The organism is Cellulomonas sp. SLBN-39 (assembly GCF_006715865.1).
Lineage (GTDB): Bacteria > Actinomycetota > Actinomycetes > Actinomycetales > Cellulomonadaceae > Cellulomonas.
Genome location: NZ_VFOA01000001.1, coordinates 824908 through 849652, shown reverse-complemented (window position 1 = coordinate 849652; position 24745 = coordinate 824908). Strand labels below are relative to the sequence as shown.

Here is a 24745-nt window from a genome sequence, read left to right as displayed (position 1 = left end):
GCCGATGATGGACGGATGGGGTGCGGTGGCGGCGGCGGTGCTGCCGTCGATCGGCGTCGGGCTGATCTTCTGGTATGCGATGCGCGCACTGGTGAATGCGGACCGTCGTGAGCGCGAGGAGATGGCACGCATGGATGCGCAGGCGCGGGAGTCCGGCGACCTGTGAAATGTGCCGCACCCGCGGCCCATGGTTTGACGATGCATTCATCGGGTGACATCCTGACGCCGTCCCGGATATCCCCCTCACGAATGCACCGGAGTACACAATGGCTCAGAAGGTCCAGGTCCTGCTGGTCGACGACGTCGACGGCGGAAGCGCTGACGAGACGGTCACGTTCGGCCTCGACGGCGTGACCTACGAGATCGACCTCACGACGGAGAACGCCGCGAAGCTGCGCGACGGGCTCGCCACGTGGGTCGGTCACGCGCGCAAGGTGTCGGGCCGCACGTCGGCCCGTTCCACGGCGCCGGCCCGGGCGCGCGCACCGCGCTCGAGCGACGCGCAGGAGATCCGCGAGTGGGCCAAGGCCAACGGCTTCCACGTCTCGGAGCGCGGCCGCATCTCGGCCGAGGTCAAGAAGGCGTACGACGACGCGCACTGACGTGCGCCGACGGCACTGACGCGTCGCACGCGTCGGGCCGCACGCAGCGGGGGGAACGGCACGAGGGGCCCGGCACCGTCATGGTGCCGGGCCCCTCGGCGTCCGCCCGGGTGGCGTCGTGGGTGCGGGGGCTCAGGCCCGCGTCAGGGTCAGGTCGCGCGCGGCGGCGTAGCGGGCGCGGACCTCGGGCACGGCGGGTGCGCTGACGACCTGCGCGTCGGCGGCGGCCGACCACGACGGGGCGGCGTCCTGGCCCGAGAGGACCCAGGCGGCCTGGCGGGCCGCCCCGTCGGCGACGTACTCGCCCGGCGTGGGCACGTGCACGTCGAGCCCGAGCACCGTGGGGGCCAGCGCCCGCACCGCGGCGGACTGGGCGCCGCCGCCGATGAGGAACAGCCGCTGCACGGGCACGCCGACGGCCCGCAGGGCGTCGATGCCGTCGGCCAGCGAGCAGAGCATGCCCTCGACGGCGGCGCGGGCCAGGTGCGCGGGGGTCGTGGTGCCCAGGGTCATCCCGTGCAGGGACCCGGTCGCGTCGGGCCGGTTGGGGGTGCGCTCGCCCTCCAGGTACGGCACGAGGACGAGGCCGTCGGCGCCGGCGGGCGCGGACAGCGCGAGCTCGGACAGCCCGGCGTGGTCGACGCCGAGCATGCGTCCCGCGGCGTCGAGCACCCGCGAGGCGTTGAGCGTGCACGCCAGCGGCAGGAACGCGCCCGTCGCGTCGGCGAAGCCGGTGACCAGGCCGCTGCCGTCGGCGGTGGGGGTGGCGGAGATCGCGGAGACGACGCCGGACGTGCCGATCGACACCGCGACGTCGCCGGGGCCCAGGCCGAGCGCGAGCGCGGCGGCGGCGTTGTCGCCGGCTCCGGGGCCGAGCACGGGGCGGGCGCCCAGGAGGGCCTGCGGGCCGGTCTCGCGGGGGCCGAGCACGCGGGGCAGCACGGGCACCGAGCCGAGGGCGCGCTCGAGCAGGTCGGTCCGGTACCCGCCGGTGGCGGGCGACCAGTACCCGGTGCCGGACGCGTCGGACCGGTCGGTGACGAGGGCGTCGATCCCGAGGGTGTCGCCGCCGCCGGCCAGGCGCCAGGTGAGCCAGTCGTGGGGGAGCGCGACGGCGGCCACGCGGGCGGCGTTCTCGGGCTCGGCGTCCCGCAGCCACCGCAGCTTGGTGACGGTCAGGGACGCGACGGGCACGGAGCCGATCGCGTCGGCCCACGCCTGCGCGCCGGCCTCGGCGTCCCCGTCGCCGAGCTCGCGCACGAGGTCGGCGGCGGCGGGGGCGGACCGGGTGTCGTTCCAGAGCAGCGCGTCACGCACGACGCGGCCGTCGGCGTCGAGCGCGACCATGCCGTGCTGCTGGCCGCCGACGGACACGGCCTCGACGTCGTCGAGCCCGCCCGCGGCGGTGATCGCCTGCTGCAGCGCCTCCCACCACCGGTCCGGGTGGACCTCCGTGCCGTCGGGGTGCCCGGCGCGGCCGAACCGCACGAGGGCCCCGGTCTGCGCGTCGCGCACGACCACCTTGCAGGACTGCGTGGAGGAGTCCACGCCCGCCACGAGCGTCATCGTCCGTGCTCCTTCTCGTCGGGGCGTCGCCGGTGCGGCGACGTGCGGACGCCCGGGCGCGCGCGGCGCCCGGGCGTCGGCGGGGTGTCAGCCGCGCGCGCCGAGGGCGTGCTCGAGCGCGAGCTGGTTGAGGCGCACGAACCCGAAGCCGCGGGCGGCGACGGCGTCGACGTCGAAGTCCTCGAACGCGGACCGGTCGGCGAGCAGGTCGGCGAGGGTCTCGCCCTCGTCGAGCGTCGGCTGCGAGAGCTCGAGCACGCCGGCGGCCTCGAGGGCCTCCTGCACCTCGGGGTCGGCGCGGAACGCCTGCGCCCGCTCCTTGAGGAGGAGGAAGGTCGACATGTTGGCCGCGGCCGAGACCCACACGCCTTCGGCGTCCTCGGTGCGCGACGGCTTGTAGTCGAAGTGGATTGGGCCGTCGTAGCGGGGGCCGCCGCCGGGGAACCCGTTGACGAGGAGGTCGACGGTCGCGAACGCGGAGAACAGGTCGCCGTGGCCGAACACGAGGTCCTGGTCGTACTTGATGCCGCGCTGGCCGTTGAGGTCGATGTGGAAGAGCTTGTCCGCCCACAGCGCCTGCGCGAGACCGGTGGTGTAGTTCAGGCCGGCCATCTGCTCGTGCCCGGTCTCCGGGTTGAGGCCGACGATGTCGCCGTGCTCGAGCTTCGCGATGAGGCCGAGCGCGTGGCCGATCGTCGGGAGCAGGATGTCGCCGCGGGGCTCGTTGGGCTTGGGCTCGAGCGCGATGCGCAGGCCGTAGCCCTTCTCCTTGATGTACGACGCGACGGTGTCGATGCCGTCGGCGTACGCCTGGTGCGCGGCGTACAGGTCCTTGGCGGAGTCGTACTCGGCGCCCTCGCGCCCGCCCCACATGACGAACGTGTCGGCGCCGAGCGAGGCGGCGAGGTCGACGTTGCGCAGGATCTTGCGCAGCGCGTAGCGGCGCACGCGGCGGTCGTTGGACGTGAACGCGCCGTCCTTGAACACCGGGTGCGTGAACGTGTTCGTCGTGACCATCTCGACGGTGATGCCGGTCTCGGCGAGCGCGGCACGGAACCCGTCGAGGACCTTCTCGCGCTCGGCGTCGGACGAGCCGAAGGGCACGACGTCGTCGTCGTGGAAGGTCACGTGCGCGGCGCCGAGCTCGGCGAGGCGGTGCACGGACTCCACGGGGTCGAGCCAGGCGCGGGTGGCGGCGCCGAAGGGGTCGGCGGCGTTCCAGCCGACGGTCCACAGTCCGAAGGAGAAGCGGTCGGCAGGGGTGGGCTTGCGGGTCATGAGCACGTCTCCACGTCGAGCGGCGTCCGGGCGGCGATGCCCGGCGGATTTGTTCGTGCGATGAATTTATGCCGTCAGGTCGGTAGGGTCAACCCCGTGCCCGACACCGCCCCCGCACCGCACCCGCTGCCCCGGCCGGTGCGCGCGAGCCGCCAGGAGCACCTGCGCGCCCACAACCTCGCGGTCGTCCTCGGGCACGTCGTCGACGCCGTCACCCCGCCGTCGCGCGCCCAGATCGCCGCCGCCACCGGCCTCTCCCGCGGCGCCGTCACCGGCCTGACCGACCTGCTCGTCGAGGCCGGCCTCGTCCGCGAGCTCGACCCCGTCGCCCTCGCGCGCGCCGGGCGGCCCGCCGTGCCCCTGGCGCCCGTCGCGGGGCGCGTCGCGGGCGTCGGCCTCGAGGTCAACGTCGACTACCTCGGCGTGCGTGCCGTGGACCTCGCCGGCGGCGTGCTCGGCGAGCACGTCGAGCACGTCGACCTGCGCGGCAGCGCACCCGCCGACGCCCTCGACCGCCTCGGGGAGCTCGCCGCCCCCCTGCTCGAGCGGCTGGCCGCCGACCGGGTGCACCTCGCCGGCGCCGCGCTCGCGCTGCCCGGCCTCGTCGACCGCGTCACCGGCCCCCTGCGCGTCGCCCCCAACCTCGGCTGGCGCGACGTCGACGTCCTCGCCGTGCTCGCCGCCACCGGCACGCTCGGCGGCCTCGTCCCGCGGCTGGCCAACGAGGCGAACCTCGCCGCCCGCGCCGAGGCCCACGCCCGCCGTGCGACCGGCCCCGCGTCGTTCCTCTACGTCTCGGGCGAGGTCGGCATCGGCGGCGCCGTCGTGCTCGACGGCGAGCTGTTCACCGGGCGGCACGGGTGGAGCGGCGAGATCGGCCACGTCGTCGTCGACGGCCGCGCCCCCGGCCGCGACGGCACCCTGGAGGCCCTCGCCGGTCAGGACGCCATCGCGTCGGCCGCCGGCCTGTCCGGCCGGCCGTTCGCGGACGTCGTGGCCGCCGCCGCGGCCGGCGAGCCCCGCGCCGTGGCCGCCGCGCACGGCGCAGGGAGCTGGCTCGGGCTGGCCGTCGCGTCGGTCGCCAACGTCGTCGACGTCGCGCACGTCGTGCTCGGCGGCTCGTTCGCCCGCCTGGCCCCGCACGTGCGCGGGCCGGTGCAGGACGCGCTGGACGCGCACGTGATCTTCGCGCCCTGGTCGGCGCCGCAGGTCGTGGCGGCCGTCGCGGGCGACTACCCCGCGCTGTCCGGCGGGGCGCTCGCGGTGCTCCGGCAGGCCGTGGCCGCCCCGGACGCGCTGCTCACGGGCGTGCCGCGCGGCGCCCCGCGTCCGTAGGGTCGTGCCGTGACCACCCACGCACCCGTCCCGCTCTGGATCGGCACCTACCCGCACGCCGGCATCGGCACCCCCGCCGGGCTCGGCGAGGGCGTCTGGCGCGTGGACCTCGACCCGGCCACGGGCCGGCTGCTGGACGGGCGGCTCGTCGTGCGGACCCCCGCCCCGACGTTCCTCGCGGCCGACCCGGGCGGGCGCGTGCTGCTCGGCGTGGACGAGAGCGCGGCCGGGACCGTCACGGCGTGGGACGTCACCGCCGACGGCGGGCTCGCCCCGCGCGCGACGGTCGGCTCGGGCGGCGCGCACCCGTGCCACCTGCTGCGCACGCCGCAGGCGCTGTACGTGGCCAACTACTCCGACGGTGCCCTCGGGGTGCTGCCGCTGGCCGCGGACGGCGGGTTCGCCCCCGAGGTGCTGGCCGCCGGCGGTGCCGTCCAGCGGTTCGAGCACGCGGGGTCGGGGCCGGTCGCCGACCGGCAGGGCGGGCCGCACGCCCACTTCGCGGCGCTCACGCCCGACGGCCGGCACCTGCTCGTCGCAGACCTGGGCACCGACGAGCTGCGCCGGTACGCGCGCGCCGCCGACGGCTCCCTCGCCGACGCGGGCGTGGCGGCGACGCTCCCCCCGGGCACCGGCCCGCGGCACCTCGCCTTCTCCGCCGACGGCACGCTGCTGCACGTCGCGGGCGAGCTCGACGCGACGCTGCACGTGCTCGCGTGGGACGCCGCCACCGCCACCGGCACGGCCCGGGCGGTGCTGCCCGCCGCGCCCGGCCACGACGGCGGGGCGCCCGCCCACGTGCTGCGCGACGGCGACCGGTTGCTGATGGGCGTGCGCGGCGTCGACGTCCTCACCACCTGGCCGCTCGGGCCCGACGGGACGCCCGGCACGCCCGCGGTCGCCCCCCTGCCCGGCCGCACGCCCCGCCACCACGAGGTCGTGGCGGGCTGGACGGTCGTGGCGCTCCAGGAGGAGCACCTGCTCGTGGTGCTCGACCCCGCCGGGGCCGAGGTCGGGCGTCTCGACCTCCCGTCCCCGGCGTGCATCGTGCCCGTGACGGCCGTGTGAGCGGTCACATCGCAGGTGACGGCCCTCTGTGACCGAATCGTGACCCGGCTCGGGTGACGCCTCACCCGGTCCCCGTGGTCGACTGACGGGGTCGCGGACGGCGTGACGGGCAGCGTCGCCCGCCGTCGTCCGGGGCGCGGTCGCGCTGGGGGGTGCGGCCGCACACGTCACGAAGGAGTGACCCGGTGCACCGACCGTCCGCGTCCCGTCCTGCCCGCGTCGTCGCCGTCTCCGCACCGCCACCACCCCGTCCGCGCACGCCGGGCGGGGCCCTGCACCGCGCCGCCGCAGCCGTCGCCGCGCTCGCGCTCGTGGTGCCGCTGCTCACGGCCGTCGTCGCCCCGGCGGCGGCCGCCCCGGTCGACGGGTCCGCGGCGGGCGGCGACCTCGCGCGCGTGGGCACCGCGTCGGCCGACCGGTCCCAGGACGACGTCGACGGCGCGTTCCCGCCGGAGGCGGCCGTCGACGGCGACCCGTCGACGCGGTGGGCCAGCGGCAACGGCCCCGACGAGGACGTCGAGCTCACCGCGTGGCTCCAGGCGGACCTGGGGGCGACCGCGACGGTCGACCGCGTGGTGCTGGCGTGGGAGGCGGCGTTCGCGCGCCGGTACGAGGTCCAGGTCGCCACCGCGGACCCGGCCGACGCCGCCGCGTGGACGACCGTGCACGCGCAGGTCGCCGGGGACGGCGGCACCGACGAGATCGTCCTCGACCCGGTGCAGGCCCGGTACGTGCGGGTGCTCATGCTCGAGCGCACGTCGTTCGACTGGGACCCCGCCCGCCCCCACTGGTACGGCTACTCGCTGTTCGCGCTCGAGGTGCACGGCACGCCCACGGTCGCGACGGCGGCGTTCGCCCGGCCGGCGCAGACCGTGCCCGCGGGCACCACGGCCCAGGTCGAGGTGCTGCTGGGCGCCCCGGCCGCGGCGGAGGTCTCGGTCCGGGTCCGCTCGACCGGGGGCTCGGCGGTGCCGGGCACGCACTACACGGCCGTCGACGAGCGGGTCACGTTCGCCGCGGGGGAGCGCACCGCGCAGGTCGCGGTCGCGACCGTCGACGGCGGCCCGCTGGCACCGGCCACGACCGTCGCCCTGACCCTCGACGACCCGTCCGACGGCCTCGTCCTGGGCGGCCGCACCGCCACCACGGTGACCCTCGCGCCGCACGGCGACCTGCCGGACGTCGGTGACGTCGAGGTGCTGCACGACTTCGCCGACGGCGTGCCTGCCGGCTTCACCGCCTGGGGGAGCCGCACGGAGGTCACGCCGGTGCTCGGCACGGGGCCGTCCGACCGCGACGGGGCACCGGCGGGCGACCAGGTGCTGCTCGCGACGGTCGGGGCCGAGCCCGTCGCCGGCGACTGGTTCGGGCTGACGCACGACACGGCGGCCACGGACTGGTCGGCGCGGGACGGGTTCACGTTCCGGTTCCGGGGCACGGGCGGCGGCGGGCTGCTGCGGTACGAGCTGAAGAGCGGCGGGCAGCTCTTCGAGACGTCCGTCGTGGACGACGCGGCCGGGTGGCGGCGCGTCAGCGTGCCGTTCGCGCAGCTGCGGCTCAAGGGCGACCCGGCCTCGGACGCCCGGTTCGACCCGGCGGCCTCGACGGGCTGGGCGATCACCCTCACCGACCTGGGCGCCGGCGCGTGGGCCCTCGACGACGTCGGCCTGTACGACCGGCTGACGCTGCTGGAGGACGCGGAGGGCGACGTGCCGCTGGCCGAGCCCGGCACCACGGTCGGCCTGTTCACGTGGGGCTCGGACGGCGCGCAGGTGTCGCTGGGCGTGCAGCAGCAGGACCGCGACGGTGCACCGGCCGGCAACCACGTGCTCGGCGGGGAGTACCTCGTGCCCGGCGGCGGCTGGGGCGGGTTCTCCCAGAACCTCGCGGCCTCGCAGGACTGGAGCGCGTACCGCGGGATCCGCCTGCTCTGGTACGCGTCGCAGGAGACCCGTCCCGCGTCCCCGACGGCCGGTGCCGACATCAAGGTCGAGCTCAAGGACGGCGGCCCGGACGGCGAGCGCTCGGAGGTGTGGGCGGCGACGTTCAAGGACTCCTGGTCCGCCGACGGCAGCCGCTGGAAGCTCGTGGAGATCCCGTTCGACGCGTTCACGCTCTCCGGCTACCAGCCGGGCGACGAGGCCACGCGCAACGGCACGCTGGACCTCACGGCGGCGTGGGGGTACGCGATCACCTTCGTGCCCGGCGGTGCGCAGGCCCAGGCCTGGTCCGTCGACGACGTCGGGCTGTACGGCTCGGCGGTGCCGCCCGCGGCCGCGCGGGTCGACGCGGACGACGTGGTGCTGGTCGACCCGGGCGACGAGGCGCAGGTGACGCTGCGGCTGACGACCACGGACGGCGAGCCGCTGGCCGACGACGTGGCGGTCAGCTGGCAGGACGCCCCCGGCACCGCGGAGCGCGGCACGCACTACGCGCCGGTGCAGGGTGACGCGGTGTTCGCCGCGGGCACGGCGTCGGGCGCGACGACGACGGTCACGGTGACCACGCTGGCGGCCGCACCGGCGGACGACGCGCGGAGCCTCACGCTCGACCTCGCGTCCGCGGACGCGGCGCTCGGGCCGGACCCGCGGGTGGTCCTCAACGCTGTCGGGCACCCGTACCTCGACCCGTCGCTGCCGGCCGCCGAGCGGGTCGACGACCTGCTCGGTCGCATGACGCTCGCGGAGAAGGTCGGCCAGATGACGCAGGCCGAGCGTCTCGGGCTCGCGTCGCCCGTGCAGGTCGCCGACCTGGGCCTGGGGTCGGTGCTGTCCGGCGGCGGCTCGGTCCCGCGCCCGAACACGGCCGCCGGCTGGGCGGACATGGTCGACGGGTTCCAGCGCCAGGCGCTCTCGACGCGCCTGCAGGTGCCGCTCGTCTACGGCGTGGACGCCGTGCACGGCCACAACAACGTGGTCGGCGCGACGATCTTCCCGCACAACCAGGGCCTGGGGGCCACGCGCGACCCCGACCTGGTCGAGGCCGCGGCGCGCGCCACGGCCGTCGAGACCCGGGCGACCGGTGTGCCGTGGACGTTCGCGCCGTGCCTGTGCGTCACGCGCGACGAGCGCTGGGGCCGCTCGTACGAGGCGTTCGGCGAGGACCCGGCGCTCGTGGCCGCGCTGGCCGCGCCCGCGGTGCAGGGGCTGCAGGGCACCGACCCGGCCGACCTGTCGGGGCCGGAGAAGGTGCTGGCCACCGCCAAGCACTGGGTCGGCGACGGCGGCACCCGGTACGAGCCGGCGCAGGCCGGGTCGGGGTACCCGATCGACCAGGGCGTCACGCACGTGGCCGACCTCGACGAGCTGCGGCGCCTGCACGTCGACCCGTACGTGCCGGCGGTCGACGCCGGCGTCGGGTCCGTCATGCCGTCGTACTCGGCGGTCGCGGTCGGCGGTGCGCAGCCGCTGCGCATGCACGAGCACCGCGAGCTCAACACCGACCTGCTCAAGGGCGAGCTGGGCTTCGACGGGTTCCTGATCAGCGACTGGGAGGGCATCGACAAGCTGCCCGGCGGCACCTACCGCGAGAAGGTCGTGCGGGCCGTCGACGCCGGTCTCGACATGGCGATGGCGCCGTACAACTTCGCCGCGTTCGTCGAGGCGCTCACCGGTGCGGTCGAGGACGGCGACGTCGACGAGGCGCGCGTCGACGACGCGGTGCGGCGCATCCTCACGCAGAAGGTGGCGCTGGGCCTGTTCGAGGAGCCGTTCGCGGACCGCTCGCAGGCGGACGCGGTGGGCTCGGACGCGCACCGGGCGGTCGCGCGCGAGGCCGTCGCGGCGTCGCAGGTGCTGCTCAAGGACGACGGCGTGCTGCCCCTGGCCCGTGACGCGCACGTCTACGTCGCGGGGTCCAACGCCGACGACCTCGGCCACCAGGCCGGCGGGTGGACCGTCCAGTGGCAGGGCGGCTCGGGCGACATCACGCAGGGCACGACCGTGCTGGAGGCCCTGCGCGCCGCGGCGCCCGACGCCACCGTCACGTACTCGAAGGACGCGTCGGCGCCGCTCGACGGGGCCGAGGTCGGCGTGGTCGTGGTCGGCGAGCCCCCGTACGCGGAGGGCGTCGGCGACGTCGGCAACAACGGCCGCAGCCTCACGCTGCCGGCCGCCGACCGGGCCGCGATCGACACCGTCTGCGGGGCGGTGGAGTGCGTCGTCCTCGTCGTCGCGGGGCGTCCCCAGCTGGTGACCGAGCACCTCGACGACGTGGACGCCCTCGTCGCGTCGTGGCTGCCCGGCACGGAGGGCGCCGGGGTCGTCGACGTGCTGCTGGGCGACGCGCCCTTCACGGGGCGCCTGCCGGTCTCGTGGCCCGCGACGGCCGAGCAGGTGCCCGTGAACGTCGGCGACGACGTCTACGCGCCGCTGTACGCGTACGGCTGGGGGCTGCGCACCGACGCCCTCCGTGCGCGCCTGGTCACGGCCGTCGACCTGCTCGACGCGGGCCCGGCCCGCGCCGCCGTGCAGGCCGTCCTCGACGCCCCGGTGTGGGACGGCGACGCGGTCGACCCCGACGCGACCGCGACGCTCGTGCCCCTGCTCGCCCGCGCGGCCGCGCAGCTCGACCACGACCCGGGCACGAGCGACCGTGCGGCGCGGGACGTCGCCCGGGCGGCCGACCTCGTCGTCAGCGGCGTCCGCGACCTCGCGCAGGCTGCGGTCGTGGCGGCGGCGGACGGGCTGCCCGCCGACGCCGTCGCGCTGACGGCCGACGCCGAGCACGCCCTGGTCTCGGGCGACCCCGCGGCGGCGGTCGCGCTGCTCGCGCAGGTCGCCGGCGTGCCGACCACCGACCCGGTGCCCTCGACGACGACGCTGCACCTGACCCCGCGGGTCACCGCCCTCGGCGCCCGCACGACCGCCGTGGTCACCGTGCGGGCGGACGGCGCGACGCCCGCGGGCGACGTCGAGGTGCGGGTCGACGACGTCGTCGTCGCGACCGGGACGCTCGAGCCCGTCGGCGCGGGGCGCGCGCAGGTGCGCGTGACGCTGCCGCGGGGCACGGCCGCCGGGACGCACGAGGTGACGGCGACGTCCCTGGGCAGCGCCGCGGTGGCCGGCTCGACGTCGGCGCCGACCACGTGGCGGGTGCTGCCGGGCCTGGCGCGGGTGCGCACCGACGGGACGGACTGGTCCGTCGGCCGCGCCGACCCGAAGGTCGTCGAGGTGCAGGTGCGCGGCGTCGAGGGCGTCCCGCCGACCGGTGACGTGGAGGTCTGGGTGAACGGCCGCCGCAGCGTGACCGTGGACCTGCCGCCGGACGGCACCGTCGCGGTGACCCTGCCGCGCTCGACGCGCACGGGCCTGGTGCTCGTCGTCTACCGCGGCGACCCGTCCTACCTGCCCGCCGTGGCCCCGCCCCGCCTGCTGATCGTCCGGTGACGCCCCGCACCCGCCGCCCCGCCGCCCGGCGACCGTCGCGCCCCGCGCCGGGACGTCGGGTGGTGGCGGGACGCCGACGATCGGTGAGAATGGGGCGGTGACCGCAGAGCGAGCGCCCCGCGTCGCCATGCTCTCGGTGCACACGTCCCCGCTCGACCAGCCCGGCACCGGCGACGCGGGCGGCATGAACGTGTACGTCCTCGAGCTCGCGCGCGCCCTCGCGGCCCGCGGCTCCCGTGTCGAGGTGTTCACCCGGGCCACGTCGTCCGACCTGCCCGAGACGGTGGTGCTCGACGGCGCCGACGCCGACGGCCGCCCCCTCGCCCCCACCGACGCCCGCGACGTGCTGCTCGCGTGCGACGTCGACCCCGGCGTGACCCCGCCCGTGCTCGTGCACCACGTGCCCGCCGGTCCGTTCGAGGTGCTCGACAAGAACGACCTGCCCGGCGTGCTGTGCGGCATGGCCGCCGGGGTGCTGCGCTCCGAGGCCGCCCGCCGGCCCGGCTGGTACGACGTCGTGCACTCCCACTACTGGCTGTCCGGCCAGGTCGGTGCGATCGCCGCCCAGCGCTGGGAGGTGCCGCTCGTGCACACCGCGCACACGCTCGCCCGGGTGAAGAACGCGAACCTCGGCCCGGGGGACACCCCGGAGCCCACGGGCCGCGTCATGGGGGAGGAGCAGGTCGTCGCGGGGGCCGACGCGCTCGTCGCCTCGACGGCCGTCGAGGCCCGCGAGCTCGTCGAGATGTACGGCGCCGACCCCCAGCGCGTGCACGTCGTCGAGCCGGGCGTCGACCTCGACCGGTTCCGCCCGGCCGGCCCGGGGGCCGCGCGCGCGGCCCGTGCCCGGCTGGGGCTGCCCGCGGACCGGCAGGTCGTGCTGTTCGCCGGGCGCGTGCAGGCCCTCAAGGCCCCGGACGTGCTGGTCCGCGCCCTCGGCGTGCTGCGCGCCACCGGCCGTCCCGTGCCCCTGCTGCTGGTGCTCGGCGGCCCCAGCGGCCGCCCCACCGCCGTGCGCGAGCTGCTCGCGCTCGCGTCCACGTGCGGCGTCGCCGACGACGTGGTGGTCCGCCCGCCCGCGCCCCGCACCGAGCTGCCCGAGTGGTACCGGGCCGCCGACGTGGTGGCGATGCCCTCGCGCTCGGAGTCGTTCGGGCTGGTCGCCGCCGAGGCCCAGGCCACCGGCGTGCCCGTGCTCGCCGCCGCCGTCGGCGGCCTGCGCACGGTCGTCGAGGACGAGGTCTCCGGCCGCCTCGTGCCCGGCCACGACCCGGCCGTGTGGGCCGACGTCCTCGCCGACGCCCTCGCCGACGACGCGCGCCGGGCCCGGTGGGCCGCGTCCGCCCGCGGGGTCGCCGAGCGGTTCGGCTGGGAGGCCGCCGCCGAGCAGGTGCTCAAGGTGTACCGCGTGGCCGCGGAGCACCGCCGGACCTGACCGCGGTGGCCGGCCGGTGGACGGACGTCGCCGGCCGGCCGGGGGACGGACGTCCCTGCGCACCGGGTCGCGCCCTGCGGCAGGATGGCGCCATGACCTACACCCTCGTGCTGCTCCGCCACGGCGAGAGCGAGTGGAACGCCAAGAACCTGTTCACGGGCTGGGTCGACGTCCCCCTCTCCGAGAAGGGCGTCGCGGAGGCCAAGCGCGGCGGGACGCTGCTGACCGACGCCGGCGTGCTGCCGGACGTCGTGCACACGTCGCTGCTGCGCCGCGCGATCACGACCGCGAACTACGCGCTCGACGCCGCGGACCGCCTGTGGATCCCCGTGAAGCGCTCCTGGCGCCTCAACGAGCGCCACTACGGCGCGCTGCAGGGCAAGAACAAGAAGGAGACCCTCGACGAGTACGGCGAGGAGCAGTTCATGCTCTGGCGCCGCTCGTACGACGTCCCGCCGCCGGAGATCGAGCTCGGCACGCAGTACTCGCAGGACGCGGACCCGCGCTACGCGGGCGAGCCGATCCCGCGCACCGAGGCCCTCGCGCAGGTCCTCGACCGGGCGCTGCCCTACTGGGACGCCGAGATCGTCCCCGACCTCCAGGCCCGCAAGACGGTCCTCGTGGCGGCGCACGGCAACTCGATCCGCTCGATCGTCAAGTACCTCGACGACGTCGACGAGCAGACCATCGCCGGGATCAACATCCCCACGGGCATCCCGCTGCTGTACGAGTTGGACGAGGAGACCCTCAAGCCCGTCACGAAGGGCGGCACGTACCTCGACCCCGAGGCCGCGCAGGCCGCCATCGCGGCCGTGGCCAACCAGGGCCGCTGACTCCGCGCACGACAGAGGCGCCCGCCCCCTCCCCGGGACGGGCGCCTCTCGCGTGCCGGGGTCGCCCCCGGTGGTCGTGCTGCGCGGGTCAGGACCCGCGCACCGCGGCGGGGTCCAGGGCCTCGGCGGTCGCGCCCGTGACCAGGTACACGATGCGCCGCGCCACGGACACGCCGTGGTCGCCGAACCGCTCGTAGTACCGGCTCAGCAGCGTCACGTCGACGGTCGCCTGCGGGCCGTGCTCCCACTCGCCGCCGAGCATCGCGGCGAACGTGTCGGAGTGCAGCTCGTCGAGCAGGTCGTCGTCCTGCTCGATGCTCTCGGCCAGCGCGAGGTCGCGCGTGCCGAGCAGCGTGGTGACGCGCCGGGCGACGCGCACCGCGGCGTCCTGCATCTGCGTGAAGGTCTCCTCCAGGCCCGCCGGCACGGCGACCTCCGGGTACCGGGCGCGTGTCACCTGGGCGACGTGCCGGGCCAGGTCGCCCATGCGCTCCAGCGACGCGCTCATGCGCAGCGCCGAGACGACGACCCGCAGGTCGGTCGCGACGGGCTGCTGCTGCGCGAGCAGCCGCACGCACCGCTCGTCGAGGTCCCGCTCGAGCGCGTCGATCGCCAGGTCGTCGGCGATCACCGACTCCGCGAGGGTCAGGTCGGCCGTCAGCAGTGCCCGGCCGGCGTTGGTCACGGCCTGCTCGACCCGGGCGCTCATGGCCTCCAGGTCGTCGCCGAGCTGCTTGAGCTCGGCGTCGAAGATGTCCCGCATGTGCTCCCTCTCGTGCGCGTGTGCCGCCCCACGGTCGCAGGTCGCGGTGAACGCGACGCCGCGGGCAGGTGAACAGCCCGTGGCAGGACGGCGACCACGGCCCCGGGTGGTGCGACCGTGCCCCACCGTCGTCCTAGTGTGACGCTGTGGAGCTGTTCGAGGGTGTCGTCCCCCTGGTCGCCGGTGCGCTGGGCGTGCTGGTCGGCGCCGTCGCCGTCGGCGCGTTCCGGTGGAGCGAGCGCGTGCAGACGCGCATGCCCCCGCTGCCCGAGCCCGAGGTCGACGAGGGTCTGGTGCGCACGCTCGCGGTGCTGCGCTCGGCGGCGGTGGTGCTGGACGCCCAGGACGAGGTGCTGCGGGCCAGCGCCCCGGCCCACGCCCTCGGCCTGGTGCGCGACGGCCGGCTCGTGCACGCCTCGATGCGGGACATGGTCGCCGAGGTGCGCCGCGACGGCGTGATCCTCGACGAGGAGCTCGACGTGCCCCGCGGCCCCGTCGGCCAGGGGCGGCTGCTCCTGCAGGTGCGGGTCGCCCAGGTGACGCCCGACCTGCTGCTCGTCCTGGCCGAGGACCTCACGCAGGCGCGCCGCGTCGAGGCGATCCGCCGGGACTTCGTCGTCAACGTCTCGCACGAGCTGAAGACCCCGATCGGCGCCCTGTCGCTGCTGGCCGAGACCGTCGAGGACGCCGCGGACGACCCGCCCGCGGTGCGCCGGTTCGCCGGGCGCATGCAGGCGGAGGCGACGCGGCTGTCGGCCCTCGTGCACGAGATCATCGAGCTGTCCCGCCTCCAGGTCGCGGGCGCCCTGGAGGACGTCGCGCCCGTGAGCGTCGACGCCGTCGTCGCCGAGGCCCTCGACCGGGCCCGCACCGGCGCGGACGCCAAGCAGGTCCGGCTCAGCGCCGGCGGGGACACCGGCGTCGTCGTCTTCGGCGACCACGCGCTGCTGGTCACCGCGGTGCGCAACCTGCTGGACAACGCCGTGGCGTACTCGCCGGACGGCACGTCCGTCGGCGTCGGCGTCAAGCGCCGCGGCCACCTCGTGGAGGTCGCGGTCGTCGACGAGGGCATCGGCATCGCCGCGGCCGACCAGGAGCGCGTCTTCGAGCGGTTCTACCGGGTCGACCCCGCGCGCTCGCGGGACACCGGCGGCACCGGGCTGGGCCTGTCGATCGTCAAGCACGTCGCGGCCGACCACGGCGGTGACGTGAGCGTGTGGTCGCAGCCGGGCCGCGGCTCGACGTTCACGCTGCGCCTGCCCGTGGCCGACCAGGGCGACGACCCGGCGGACGCGCCCGCGGCCGACGTCCGCGAGGCACCTGCGACCCCCGACGCGCCGCCCCCCGACGGGGCCGCCGCGACGACCACCCCCGCCGCCCCGCGCGGCACCGACCGACCGGCCGACGGCCGGCCAGCGACCAGGAGCACCGTGTGACCCGCATCCTTCTCGTGGAGGACGAAGAGTCCTACCGCGACCCCCTGTCGTACCTGCTGGCCCGTGAGGGGTACGACGTGGTGACCGCCGCGACGGGCCCCGAGGCGCTCGACCGGTTCGCCGAGCACGGCGCGGACCTCGTGCTGCTCGACCTCATGCTGCCGGGCCTGCCCGGCACGGAGGTCTGCCGTCGCCTGCGGCAGGACTCCGACGTGCCCGTCATCATGCTCACGGCCAAGGACGACGAGATCGACAAGGTCGTGGGCCTGGAGCTCGGCGCGGACGACTACGTGACGAAGCCGTACTCGTCGCGCGAGCTGCTGGCCCGCATCCGGGCGGTGCTGCGCCGACGGTCCGCGGGGCGCCCCGCGACGGCGGACGACCTGGAGGACGACGGCACGCTCGAGGTCGGCCCGGTCCGCATGGACGTGGACCGGCACACCGTGCACGTCGACGGGCACCAGGTGGCGTTCCCGCTCAAGGAGTTCGAGCTGCTCGAGATCCTGCTGCGCAACCCGGGGCGCGTGCTGACCCGCGGCCAGCTCATCGACCGGGTGTGGGGGTCGGACTACGTGGGGGACACCAAGACCCTCGACGTCCACGTCAAGCGCATCCGGGCGAAGATCGAGCCGGACCCGTCGACGCCGGCGCTGCTGACCACGGTGCGCGGGCTGGGCTACAAGCTGTCCGACGGCTCGGAGGAGTGAGCGCGCTCACACGCCTGCGACCCTGACGGGCCTCGCGGGGGTCCGGACGGACCTGGACCGGTGTCTGGTCGACCAGCGTTCATCCGGGGTTCACCGAGGGCCGCCGATCCGGTCACCTGCCCTCCCTAGCGTCGGTCACGGCCGCGCACCGACCGGTGCGCGCGGACCGACAGGATGGGACACAGTGAAGCTCACCCCCCACAGCCGTCTCGGCGCCGTGGCCCTCACGGGCGCGCTCGCCCTGACTCTCGCCGCGTGCTCCTCGGGCTCGTCCGAGGAGCCGGGCGCGACCGGTGACGGCGCCGCAGCCGAGCTCTCGGGCTCGCTCGCCGCGGCCGGTGCGACGTCGCAGGAGAACGCGGTCGCCGGCTGGATCGCCGGCTTCAACGAGCAGCAGCCGGGCGTCGCGGTCAGCTACGACGCCATCGGCTCGGGCGGCGGCCGCGAGCAGTTCCTCGCCGGTGCCGTCCAGCTCGCCGGGTCCGACGCGGCGCTCGACGAGGAGGAGCTGGCCCAGGCCACGGAGCGCTGCTACGGCGGCGAGGCCATCGAGGTCCCGCTCTACATCTCCCCGATCGCCGTCGTCTACAACCTGCCCGACGTCGACGCCGAGCACATCAACATGTCGGCCGAGACGATCGCGAAGGTCTTCAACGGCGACATCACGTCCTGGGACGACGCGGCCATCGCGGCCGAGAACCCGGACGTCGAGCTCCCGGCGATCGACATCATCCCCGTGAACCGGTCCGACGAGTCCGGCACCACGGAGAACTTCACGGAGTACCTCGAGGCCGCCTCGGACGGCGCGTGGCCGCACGAGGCCAGCGGCGACTGGCCGATCACCGGCACGCAGTCCGGCCAGGGCACGCAGGGCGTCATCGACACGGTGACGGGTGCCGAGGGTGCGATCGGCTACGCCGACGCCTCGCGCGCCGGTGACCTGGGCACGGTCGCGCTGAAGGTCGGCGAGGAGTACGTGCCGTTCTCCGCCGAGGCCGCCGCCGCCGTCGTGGACGCGTCCCCGCGCGCCGAGGACGCCACGGCGAACCGCCTGGTCGTCGAGCTCGACCGCACCACGACCGCCGCGGGCGCCTACCCGCTGGTCCTCATGTCCTACTCGATCGCCTGCTCGGTGTACGAGGACCAGGCCGACGTGGACAACGTCAAGGCGTACCTGACCTACGTCGCCAGCCCCGAGGGCCAGGAGCGCGCCGCCGACCCGACGGTCGCCGGCTCGGCGCCGATCTCGGACGACCTGCGCACCGAGGTCATGGCCGCGATCGACGCGATCGCGCTGGCGGGCTGAGAACCGGCCCACCTGTGACCGCCACCGACGGGAGCCGTCCCGGGGCCCAGCGCCCCGGGGCGGCTTCCGCCCTGCCCGGCGACGCCGCGCACGCGGTCACGCCCCCACCCTCCCCGCCCCCCGCACCCTCCGGAGCAGCCGTGGCCGTCACCGCCACCCCCCCGCACGGGACCTCCTCGCCCCCGACCGAGGACGCCGGGCTCGAGCGCGCCGACGTGTCCACCGGACGCGTCGCGAGCAAGGTCTTCGCCGGCCTGTCGACCACCGCCGGCGTCCTCATCCTCGTCACCCTCGCCGCCGTCGCGGTGTTCCTCGTCATCGAGGCGTGGCCGGCCCTGACGGCGTCCGCCGAGGAGCTCGGCGAGATCTCCTGGTTCAACGGCGACTCGATGCTCGAGTACGTCGGGCCCCTGGTCTTCGGCACCCTGCTCGCGTCGGTGCTGGCGCTCGTGCTGGCCGTGCCGGTGTCGGTGGGCATCGCGCTCTTCATCTCGCACTACGCGCCGCGCCGGCTCGCGCAGGGCCTGGGCTACCTCATCGACCTGCTCGCCGCGATCCCGTCGGTCGTGTACGGCCTGTGGGGCGCCCTGTGGCTGCTCGACGTCGTCGGCCCGTTCTTCGAGTGGCTGTCGGGCACGCTCGGCTTCATCCCGCTGCTCGCGGACTACACGGCGCCGGCCAAGAACATCATGTCGGCCGGGATCGTCCTGGCGGTGATGATCCTGCCGATCATCACGGCGGTCTCGCGCGAGGTGTTCCTCCAGACGCCGCGCCTGCACGAGGAGGCGTCGCTCGCGCTGGGCGCCACCCGCTGGGAGATGGTCCGCCAGGCCGTCCTGCCGTTCGGGCGCTCGGGCGTCATCTCCGCCTCGATGCTCGGCCTGGGTCGTGCGCTCGGCGAGACGATGGCGGTGCTCATGGTGATCTCGCCCGGGTTCCTGTACTCCTTCGCCCTGCTGCAGCCGGGCCAGCACCAGACGATCGCGGCGAACATCGCGTCGAAGTTCCCCGAGGCGAGCGGCCTGTCCGTGAGCGCGCTGGTGGCGACCGGTCTCGCGCTGTTCGTCATCACGTTCGTCGTCAACTTCGCCGCGCGCTGGATCATCGCGCGCCGCGCCGAGTTCTCCGGAGCGAACTGATGGCCGTCGACATGGTCCCCGCCCCCGTGCAGCTCGTCGACACGTCGCACGGCCGGCTGCCCCGCTGGGCGACGCCGGTCGCGGCGGTCGCCGCCCTGGGCGTGGCCCTCGTGCTGCTGCTGGTGCTGGGCACGCCGACCGTCGCGGGCGTGGTCGCGCTCGGCGCGGTGCTCTTCGCGATCGGGCTCACGGTCACCTCGCGCATCGTCGAGGGGCCGCGGCGCGCCGCCGACCGGCTCGCCACGACCCTCGTGACCGGGGCGTTCCTGCTCGCGCTGATCCCGCTGGTCTCCCTGGTGCTGCTCGTCGTCACCCGGGGTGCCGCGGCCTTCTCGTGGGAGTTCCTCACCACCGACATGGTCGGCGTCTTCGGCGCGATGACCGAGGGCGGCATCCAGCACGCGCTCGTCGGCACCCTGGTGATCACGCTGGCCGCGGCGGTCATCTCCGTGCCGATCGGCCTGCTCACGGCGATCTACCTCGTCGAGTACGGCCGCGGACCGCTGGCGCGCGCGATCACGTTCCTCGTCGACGTCATGACGGGCATCCCGTCGATCGTCGCCGGCCTGTTCGCGTTCGCGCTGTTCACTCTCATCCTGGGCCCGGCGTTCCGTGCGGGCATCATGGGTGCCGTGGCTCTCGCGCTGCTCATGACGCCCGTCGTGATCCGCTCGGTCGAGGAGATGCTGCGCCTCGTGCCGAACGAGCTGCGCGAGGCGTCGTACGCGCTGGGCGTGCCGAAGTGGCTGACGATCGTCAAGGTCGTGCTGCGCACGGCCGCCGCGGGCATCGTCACCGGCATCATGCTCTCCGTCGCGCGCGTCATCGGCGAGACCGCCCCGCTGCTGCTCACGGTCGGTCTCGTCACGCAGGTCAACTGGGACCTGTTCGAGGGCCGCATGGCGACCCTGCCGGTGTTCGCGTACCGCCAGTACGAGTCCGGCGGCACGGGCATCGACCGCGCGTGGGCCGCCGCCCTCACCCTCATCCTCGTCGTCATGGCGCTCAACCTGCTCGCCCGGTTGATCAGCCGCTGGTTCGCGCCCAAGGGCGCCCGCTGACCCGTCGGCGCGAGCCGGCCCCCAGGAAGGACTCCACCCATGTCGAAGCGGATCGACGTCTCTGACCTCGACGTCTACTACGGCGACTTCCTCGCCGTCGAGGGCGTCACGATGGCCATCGAGCCCCGGCAGGCCACGGCCCTCATCGGCCCGTCGGGCTGCGGCAAGTCCACGTTCCTGCGCACCCTCAACCGCATGCACGAGGTGATCCCCGGTGCGCGCGTGACCGGCAAGGCCCTCATGGACGGCCAGGACCTCTACGGCCAGGACGTGGACCCGGTGACCGTGCGCCGCCAGATCGGCATGGTCTTCCAGCGGCCCAACCCGTTCCCCACCATGTCGATCGCCGACAACGTGCTCGCGGGCGTCAAGCTCAACAACCGCCGCATGGCCAAGGGCGACCAGCAGGACCTGGTCGAGGCCTCGCTGCGCGGCGCGAACCTGTGGAACGAGGTCAAGGACCGCCTGGAGCGCCCGGGGTCGAGCCTGTCGGGCGGGCAGCAGCAGCGCCTGTGCATCGCGCGCGCGATCGCGGTGCGCCCGCAGGTCCTGCTCATGGACGAGCCGTGCTCGGCCCTCGACCCGATCTCCACGCTCGCGATCGAGGACCTCATCGCCGAGCTGAAGTCGGACTACACGATCGTCATCGTCACGCACAACATGCAGCAGGCGGCGCGCGTGTCCGACCGCACGGGGTTCTTCAACATCGCGGGCACGGGCAAGCCGGGCCGGCTCATCGAGATGGACGACACGGCGACGATGTTCTCCTCGCCGCGCGAGAAGGCGACCGAGGACTACATCTCGGGCCGCTTCGGGTGACCGGCGGGCGGGCGCGCCGCGCCGCCTGAGCGGGCGCGCCCACCGACGACGAGGGCCGGGCAGGTCACCAGACCTGCCCGGCCCTCGTGCGTGGGCGCGGGTGCGCGGGGTGCGGGGCGCCGGGTGTCAGGAGGTGGGCTCGGCGGTCGGCGCGGGCTCCTCGGTCGGTGCGTCCGTGGGCTCCGGCGCGGGCTCCTCGGTCGGCTCCGGCGTCGGCTCGGCCGTCGGCACGAGGTCGGCGTACTCGGGGAGGGTGCCGTCGACCACGGGGATCGCGACCGACACGTCGCCGTCGGCGTCCGTGGCCAGGTTCAGGGTCGTGGTGCCGCCCGGGCGCCCGTCGACGGCGTCGGTGGTGACCTCGGCGAGCAGGTAGCGCTCCGGCGCGCCGGTGGCCCCCATGAGCACGGTCTGCTCGGCGGGGACGTCGACGTCCACGGGCTCGGCGCCCGCGAGCTGCAGCGTGACCGTGACGTCCTCGGAGCCGCCGTTGGCGAGCGCACCGGCGAGGGTGCCGGGGCCGCCCTCCTCGGCGGTGACGACGAGGAGGTTGACCGCGCGGACGTCGCCGAGCGTGACACCCAGGCCGTCGGAGGCCTCGTAGTCGCCGATCGTCGTGATCGGGTTGGTCGCCGAGCAGCCGGCGAGCGCCGTGGCGGCGACCATGCCGACGAGGGCGCTCGCGAGGCGGGCGGGGCGGCGGGTGCGGGGCGGGTTCACGGCATCTCCTGCTCGCGGTCTCGCGCGGCGGGCGCGCGGGCACCGCGGTGCGGTGCCGGTGTCTTCGACGGTGTCCAGCCGGTGCGCGGCGACGTCGACGACGCACCGCACGCCGTCCCCACAGTACCGGCCCCGTGCACGTCCTCGGTGCGTCCGTACGGGACGTGGGTCCCGGGTCGCGCGATGTGCCGCAGGCGGCCCGGACGGGGGCGGCGGGGAGTCGTCGGGCGCCCCGGGCCGGGCGTCGGACGAGGCGTCGGACGGGTCGTCGGTACACCCGTCCGGGTGACCGTCGCGGGCCGGAAGGCTGCCCGGAGGGGGTCCGCCGACGGCTGAGCGGGTGGCACCCGGGCGCGCTGACCAGCGTGTTGATGCGGTTCTGCGGGGGTCTGGCCCGGTTCGGCCCGATGGGAGCGTGTTAGCATAGTCGTCTGCGAAAGGGGACACCTGCAGATGACTTTCACTGTTGGGGAGACCGTCGTCTACCCGCACCACGGTGCAGCCAAGATCGAAGAGATCAAGACGAGGACCATCCGGGGCGAGGACAAGATCTACCTCAAGCTCAAGGTCGCGCACGGTGACCTCACCATCGAGGTCCCGGCGGAGAACGTCGATCTCGTGGGTGTCCGCGACGTCGTCGGCCAGGAGGGTCTGGACCGCGTGTTCGAGGTCCTCCGGGCGCCGTACACCGAGGAGCCCACCAACTGGTCGCGCCGCTACAAGGCGAACCTCGAGAAGCTCCAGTCGGGCGACGTCATCAAGGTCGCCGAGGTCGTGCGCGACCTGTCGCGCCGCGACGCCGACCGCGGGCTCTCCGCCGGCGAGAAGCGCATGCTGGCGAAGGCCCGTCAGATCCTCGTCTCGGAGCTCGCGCTGGCCGAGCACACCGAGGAGGACAAGGCCGAGGCCATCCTCGACGAGGTCCTCGCCTCCTGACACACCTGACCGACGGCCCGGGGCGACCCGGGCCGTCGTCATGTCCGGACACCACCCGAGGGGCACCCGAGCACCGATGAGCGTCGCCGCCGTCCTGACCGCCGCGGGCAGCGGGTCCCGCCTCGGGCACGCCCTGCCGAAGGCCCTCGTGCCCGTCGCCGGGGCGCCGCTGGTCGTCCACGCCGCCCGCGCGCTGCTCGCGGCGCGCGGCGCGGACGGCTCCCGGGTCGTGCACCTCGTGGTCACGGCTCCCGCGCAGCACCGGGCGGACCTCCTGCGGGCGCTGCAGGTGGTCGGCACGGGCGACGCGCGTGTCGACGTGGTGGTCGGCGGGCGCACGCGGCAGGAGTCCGTGGCGGCGGGCCTCGCGGCGCTCGGCGACGACGTCGACGTGGTCCTCGTGCACGACGCCGCGCGCGCGTTCGCGACCGCCGGTCTCGTGGCGCGCGTGATCGACGCCGTGCGCGCCGGGCACGACGCGGTCGTCCCGGGGCTCGCGGTGGTCGACACGGTCAAGCGCGTGGGGGACCCGCACGGCGACGCGGGGTGGCCGGTGGTCGAGACGGTGCCCCGGGCGCAGCTGCGAGCCGTGCAGACGCCGCAGGGCTTCCGCCGCGACGTCCTCGTGCGCGCCCACGCCGACGGGGCCGGGCGCGCGGGCGACGAGGCCACGGCGGCGTCCGACGACGCGGGGCTCGTCGAGGACGCGGGCGCGGCCGTGTGGGTCGTCGCCGGCGAGGAGGCCGCCGCCAAGATCACCACGCCGCGGGACGTCGCGGTCGCGGAGCTGCTGCACGGCGCCCGGTCGGGCGCCCGTGCCGACGAGGAGGCCTGATGGACGTGCGGACCGGCATCGGCGTGGACGTGCACGCCTTCGACCCCGACCCGGCGCCGGGGGCGGTGCTGCACGTGGCCGGCCTGGCGTGGCCGGGCGAGCGCCCGCTCGCGGGGCACTCCGACGCGGACGTCGCCGCGCACGCCGCGGCCGACGCGCTGCTGTCCGCGGCGGGCCTGGGCGACCTCGGTGCGCAGTTCGGCACGTCGGACCCGCGCTGGGCGGGGGCGGCGGGCACGGCGATCCTCGCGGAGGCGGCCCGGCTCGTGCGGGCCGCGGGCTTCTCGGTCGGCAACGTGGCCGTGCAGGTGGTGGGCAACCGGCCCAAGGTCGGCACGCGCCGGGCGGAGGCGCAGGAGGCCCTCTCCGCGGCCGTGGGGGCCCCGGTCTCCGTCTCGGGCACCACGACGGACGGGCTGGGACTGACGGGCCGTGGCGAGGGCGTCGCGGCGGTCGCCACGGCGCTCCTCGTGGCGACCGGTCCGGCGGTCCCGCCGGGCGCGGCGGACGGCGTCAGCGCAGCGGGCTGACCGCGACGGCAGGCCCGTCGAGAGGGCGCCCGGTCGCCGGGTCGGCCGGCGGGGGAGCGGACGGAGCCCCGGGCGCCGGGGGCGTCGTGCGGGACCGGGGGCGGCTGCTGCCCAGCAGGACGCCGCCCACGACCAGCGCACCCAGGGCCAGCTCGACCGGCTCGGTGGGCTCGCGCAGCACGAGCCACGACGCCCCGATGCCGACGACGGGCACGAGCATCGAGAACGGCGCCACGACGCTGGACGGGTGGCGCGCCATGAGCCACGTCCACACGCCCGTGCCGACGAGGGTGGCGACCAGCACGGTGTAGGCCAGCCCGGCGAGCGCGAGCAGCCCCGTGGGGCTGGTGAGCCCGGTGAACGCGTCGGCGATGCGCCCGGGCCCCTCGACGACGAGGGACAGCGCGAGCATGGGCAGCGGCGGCACGACCGACATCCAGAGCATGAGCCGGAACGAGGAGTCGGGGCGGGCCTGCCGGTTGGCGAGGTTGCCCAGGGCCCAGCCCAGCCCGCCGCACAGCGTGAGCAGCACCGGCAGCAGGGTGGCGCCGCCGTCGAGCTGCGCGCGGTGCACCGCGATGCCCGCCAGCCCGGCGACGGCCACCGCGACGCCGAGCCCCTGCCGGCCGGTCAGGCGCTCGCGCAGCAGGACCGCGGCGAGCAGCACGGTGAACGGCGCGGACGACTGCAGCACGAGCGACGCGAGACCCGTGGGCATGCCGCTGTCCATGGCCAGGTAGAGGAACGCGAACTGCAGCACGCCGAACCCGAGCCCGTACCCGAGCAGCCAGCGCCAGGCGACGGCCGGGCGGGGCACGAGGAGCAGGGTGGGGACGGCGATGACGGCGAACCGCACCGAGCCCGCCAGGAAGGGCGGCATCTGCGCGAGCGTCGCGTGGATCGCGAGGAAGTTCAGGCCCCACGTCACCGCGACGACGAGAGCGAGCAGGCGGTGGGTCAGCGGCATGCCTGGCAGTCTGCGGCAGCGC

General features: G+C 75.7%; 21 protein-coding genes. 16 read left to right on the top strand and 5 right to left on the bottom strand.

Going from position 1 to position 24745, the window contains the following annotated elements:
• Positions 1–7: 7 nt before the first annotated feature.
• Both FBY24_RS19090 and FBY24_RS03760 read left to right on the top strand, forming a co-directional pair.
• Positions 8–166, top strand: coding sequence for a hypothetical protein (locus FBY24_RS19090; protein WP_174243463.1), 159 nt, complete (start codon positions 8–10; stop codon positions 164–166).
• A gap of 100 nt (positions 167–266) precedes the next feature.
• Positions 267–602 (top strand): Lsr2 family protein, encoded by a 336-nt coding sequence (locus tag FBY24_RS03760; RefSeq protein ID WP_142158201.1) that lies wholly within the window; start codon positions 267–269, stop codon positions 600–602.
• Between the two features lie 132 nt (positions 603–734).
• Here FBY24_RS03760 and FBY24_RS03755 read toward each other — a convergent pair whose 3' ends face one another.
• The gene (locus tag FBY24_RS03755; protein WP_142158199.1) at positions 735–2168 is read right to left on the bottom strand and encodes a xylulokinase; all 1434 of its coding nucleotides are present in this window, start codon (positions 2166–2168) and stop codon (positions 735–737) included.
• 87 nt (positions 2169–2255) lie between these two features.
• Entirely contained in the window at positions 2256–3446 is a 1191-nt protein-coding gene (gene xylA / locus FBY24_RS03750; RefSeq protein ID WP_142158197.1) for a xylose isomerase, read from the bottom strand.
• A 96-nt stretch (positions 3447–3542) separates the two neighbouring features.
• Between xylA and FBY24_RS03745 the strand changes: the two genes are divergently transcribed.
• From FBY24_RS03745 to FBY24_RS03725, 5 genes are all read left to right on the top strand, one after another.
• A complete protein-coding gene (locus FBY24_RS03745) occupies positions 3543–4781 on the top strand; it encodes an ROK family protein (protein ID WP_255432201.1) in 1239 nt (412 codons plus the stop codon).
• Between the two features lie 9 nt (positions 4782–4790).
• Complete coding sequence (locus tag FBY24_RS03740) at positions 4791–5849, top strand: beta-propeller fold lactonase family protein (protein ID WP_142158193.1); 1059 nt, start codon at positions 4791–4793, stop codon at positions 5847–5849.
• 185 nt (positions 5850–6034) lie between these two features.
• Entirely contained in the window at positions 6035–11236 is a 5202-nt protein-coding gene (locus FBY24_RS03735; RefSeq protein WP_160158417.1) for a glycoside hydrolase family 3 N-terminal domain-containing protein, read from the top strand.
• Between the two features lie 97 nt (positions 11237–11333).
• Positions 11334–12671 (top strand): glycosyltransferase, encoded by a 1338-nt coding sequence (locus tag FBY24_RS03730; protein ID WP_255432200.1) that lies wholly within the window; start codon positions 11334–11336, stop codon positions 12669–12671.
• Positions 12672–12763: 92 nt separating this feature from the next.
• On the top strand, positions 12764–13504 hold the full coding sequence (locus FBY24_RS03725; protein WP_142158189.1) for a phosphoglyceromutase: 741 nt from the start codon (positions 12764–12766) through the stop codon (positions 13502–13504).
• A gap of 88 nt (positions 13505–13592) precedes the next feature.
• Here FBY24_RS03725 and phoU read toward each other — a convergent pair whose 3' ends face one another.
• The gene (gene phoU, locus FBY24_RS03720) at positions 13593–14267 is read right to left on the bottom strand and encodes a phosphate signaling complex protein PhoU (protein WP_142158187.1); all 675 of its coding nucleotides are present in this window, start codon (positions 14265–14267) and stop codon (positions 13593–13595) included.
• A 146-nt stretch (positions 14268–14413) separates the two neighbouring features.
• On the opposite strand from phoU, the gene FBY24_RS03715 reads away from it, so the two are divergent.
• The 6 genes from FBY24_RS03715 to pstB all read left to right on the top strand — a co-directional run bounded on the left by FBY24_RS03715 (position 14414) and on the right by pstB (position 20735).
• Entirely contained in the window at positions 14414–15703 is a 1290-nt protein-coding gene (locus FBY24_RS03715; protein WP_142158185.1) for a cell wall metabolism sensor histidine kinase WalK, read from the top strand.
• Positions 15700–16410: a response regulator transcription factor gene (locus FBY24_RS03710; RefSeq protein ID WP_142158183.1), complete on the top strand. Its 711-nt coding sequence runs from the start codon at positions 15700–15702 to the stop codon at positions 16408–16410. Before FBY24_RS03715 ends, FBY24_RS03710 begins: the two co-directional genes overlap by 4 nt.
• Before the next feature lie 184 nt (positions 16411–16594).
• The gene (gene pstS, locus FBY24_RS03705) at positions 16595–17716 is read left to right on the top strand and encodes a phosphate ABC transporter substrate-binding protein PstS (protein WP_142158181.1); all 1122 of its coding nucleotides are present in this window, start codon (positions 16595–16597) and stop codon (positions 17714–17716) included.
• 140 nt (positions 17717–17856) lie between these two features.
• Complete coding sequence (gene pstC / locus FBY24_RS03700) at positions 17857–18855, top strand: phosphate ABC transporter permease subunit PstC (RefSeq protein WP_142158179.1); 999 nt, start codon at positions 17857–17859, stop codon at positions 18853–18855.
• Positions 18855–19916, top strand: coding sequence for a phosphate ABC transporter permease PstA (gene pstA / locus FBY24_RS03695; protein WP_142158177.1), 1062 nt, complete (start codon positions 18855–18857; stop codon positions 19914–19916). Before pstC ends, pstA begins: the two co-directional genes overlap by 1 nt.
• Before the next feature lie 39 nt (positions 19917–19955).
• The gene (gene pstB / locus FBY24_RS03690; protein ID WP_142158175.1) at positions 19956–20735 is read left to right on the top strand and encodes a phosphate ABC transporter ATP-binding protein PstB; all 780 of its coding nucleotides are present in this window, start codon (positions 19956–19958) and stop codon (positions 20733–20735) included.
• A gap of 126 nt (positions 20736–20861) precedes the next feature.
• Here pstB and FBY24_RS03685 read toward each other — a convergent pair whose 3' ends face one another.
• On the bottom strand, positions 20862–21455 hold the full coding sequence (locus tag FBY24_RS03685) for a hypothetical protein (RefSeq protein ID WP_142158173.1): 594 nt from the start codon (positions 21453–21455) through the stop codon (positions 20862–20864).
• Between the two features lie 453 nt (positions 21456–21908).
• Here FBY24_RS03685 and FBY24_RS03680 point away from each other — a divergent pair, with 453 nt between their 5' ends.
• The 3 genes from FBY24_RS03680 (at position 21909) to ispF (ending at position 23756) form a co-directional block, all read left to right on the top strand.
• Positions 21909–22391, top strand: coding sequence for a CarD family transcriptional regulator (locus FBY24_RS03680; RefSeq protein WP_135973343.1), 483 nt, complete (start codon positions 21909–21911; stop codon positions 22389–22391).
• A gap of 76 nt (positions 22392–22467) precedes the next feature.
• Complete coding sequence (gene ispD, locus FBY24_RS03675) at positions 22468–23226, top strand: 2-C-methyl-D-erythritol 4-phosphate cytidylyltransferase (RefSeq protein WP_142158171.1); 759 nt, start codon at positions 22468–22470, stop codon at positions 23224–23226.
• Positions 23226–23756, top strand: coding sequence for a 2-C-methyl-D-erythritol 2,4-cyclodiphosphate synthase (ispF, locus tag FBY24_RS03670; RefSeq protein WP_142158169.1), 531 nt, complete (start codon positions 23226–23228; stop codon positions 23754–23756). Before ispD ends, ispF begins: the two co-directional genes overlap by 1 nt.
• Here the strand turns inward: ispF and FBY24_RS03665 are convergent.
• On the bottom strand, positions 23740–24723 hold the full coding sequence (locus FBY24_RS03665; RefSeq protein WP_142158167.1) for an EamA family transporter: 984 nt from the start codon (positions 24721–24723) through the stop codon (positions 23740–23742). The genes ispF and FBY24_RS03665 overlap by 17 nt on opposite strands.
• Positions 24724–24745: the final 22 nt, after the last annotated feature.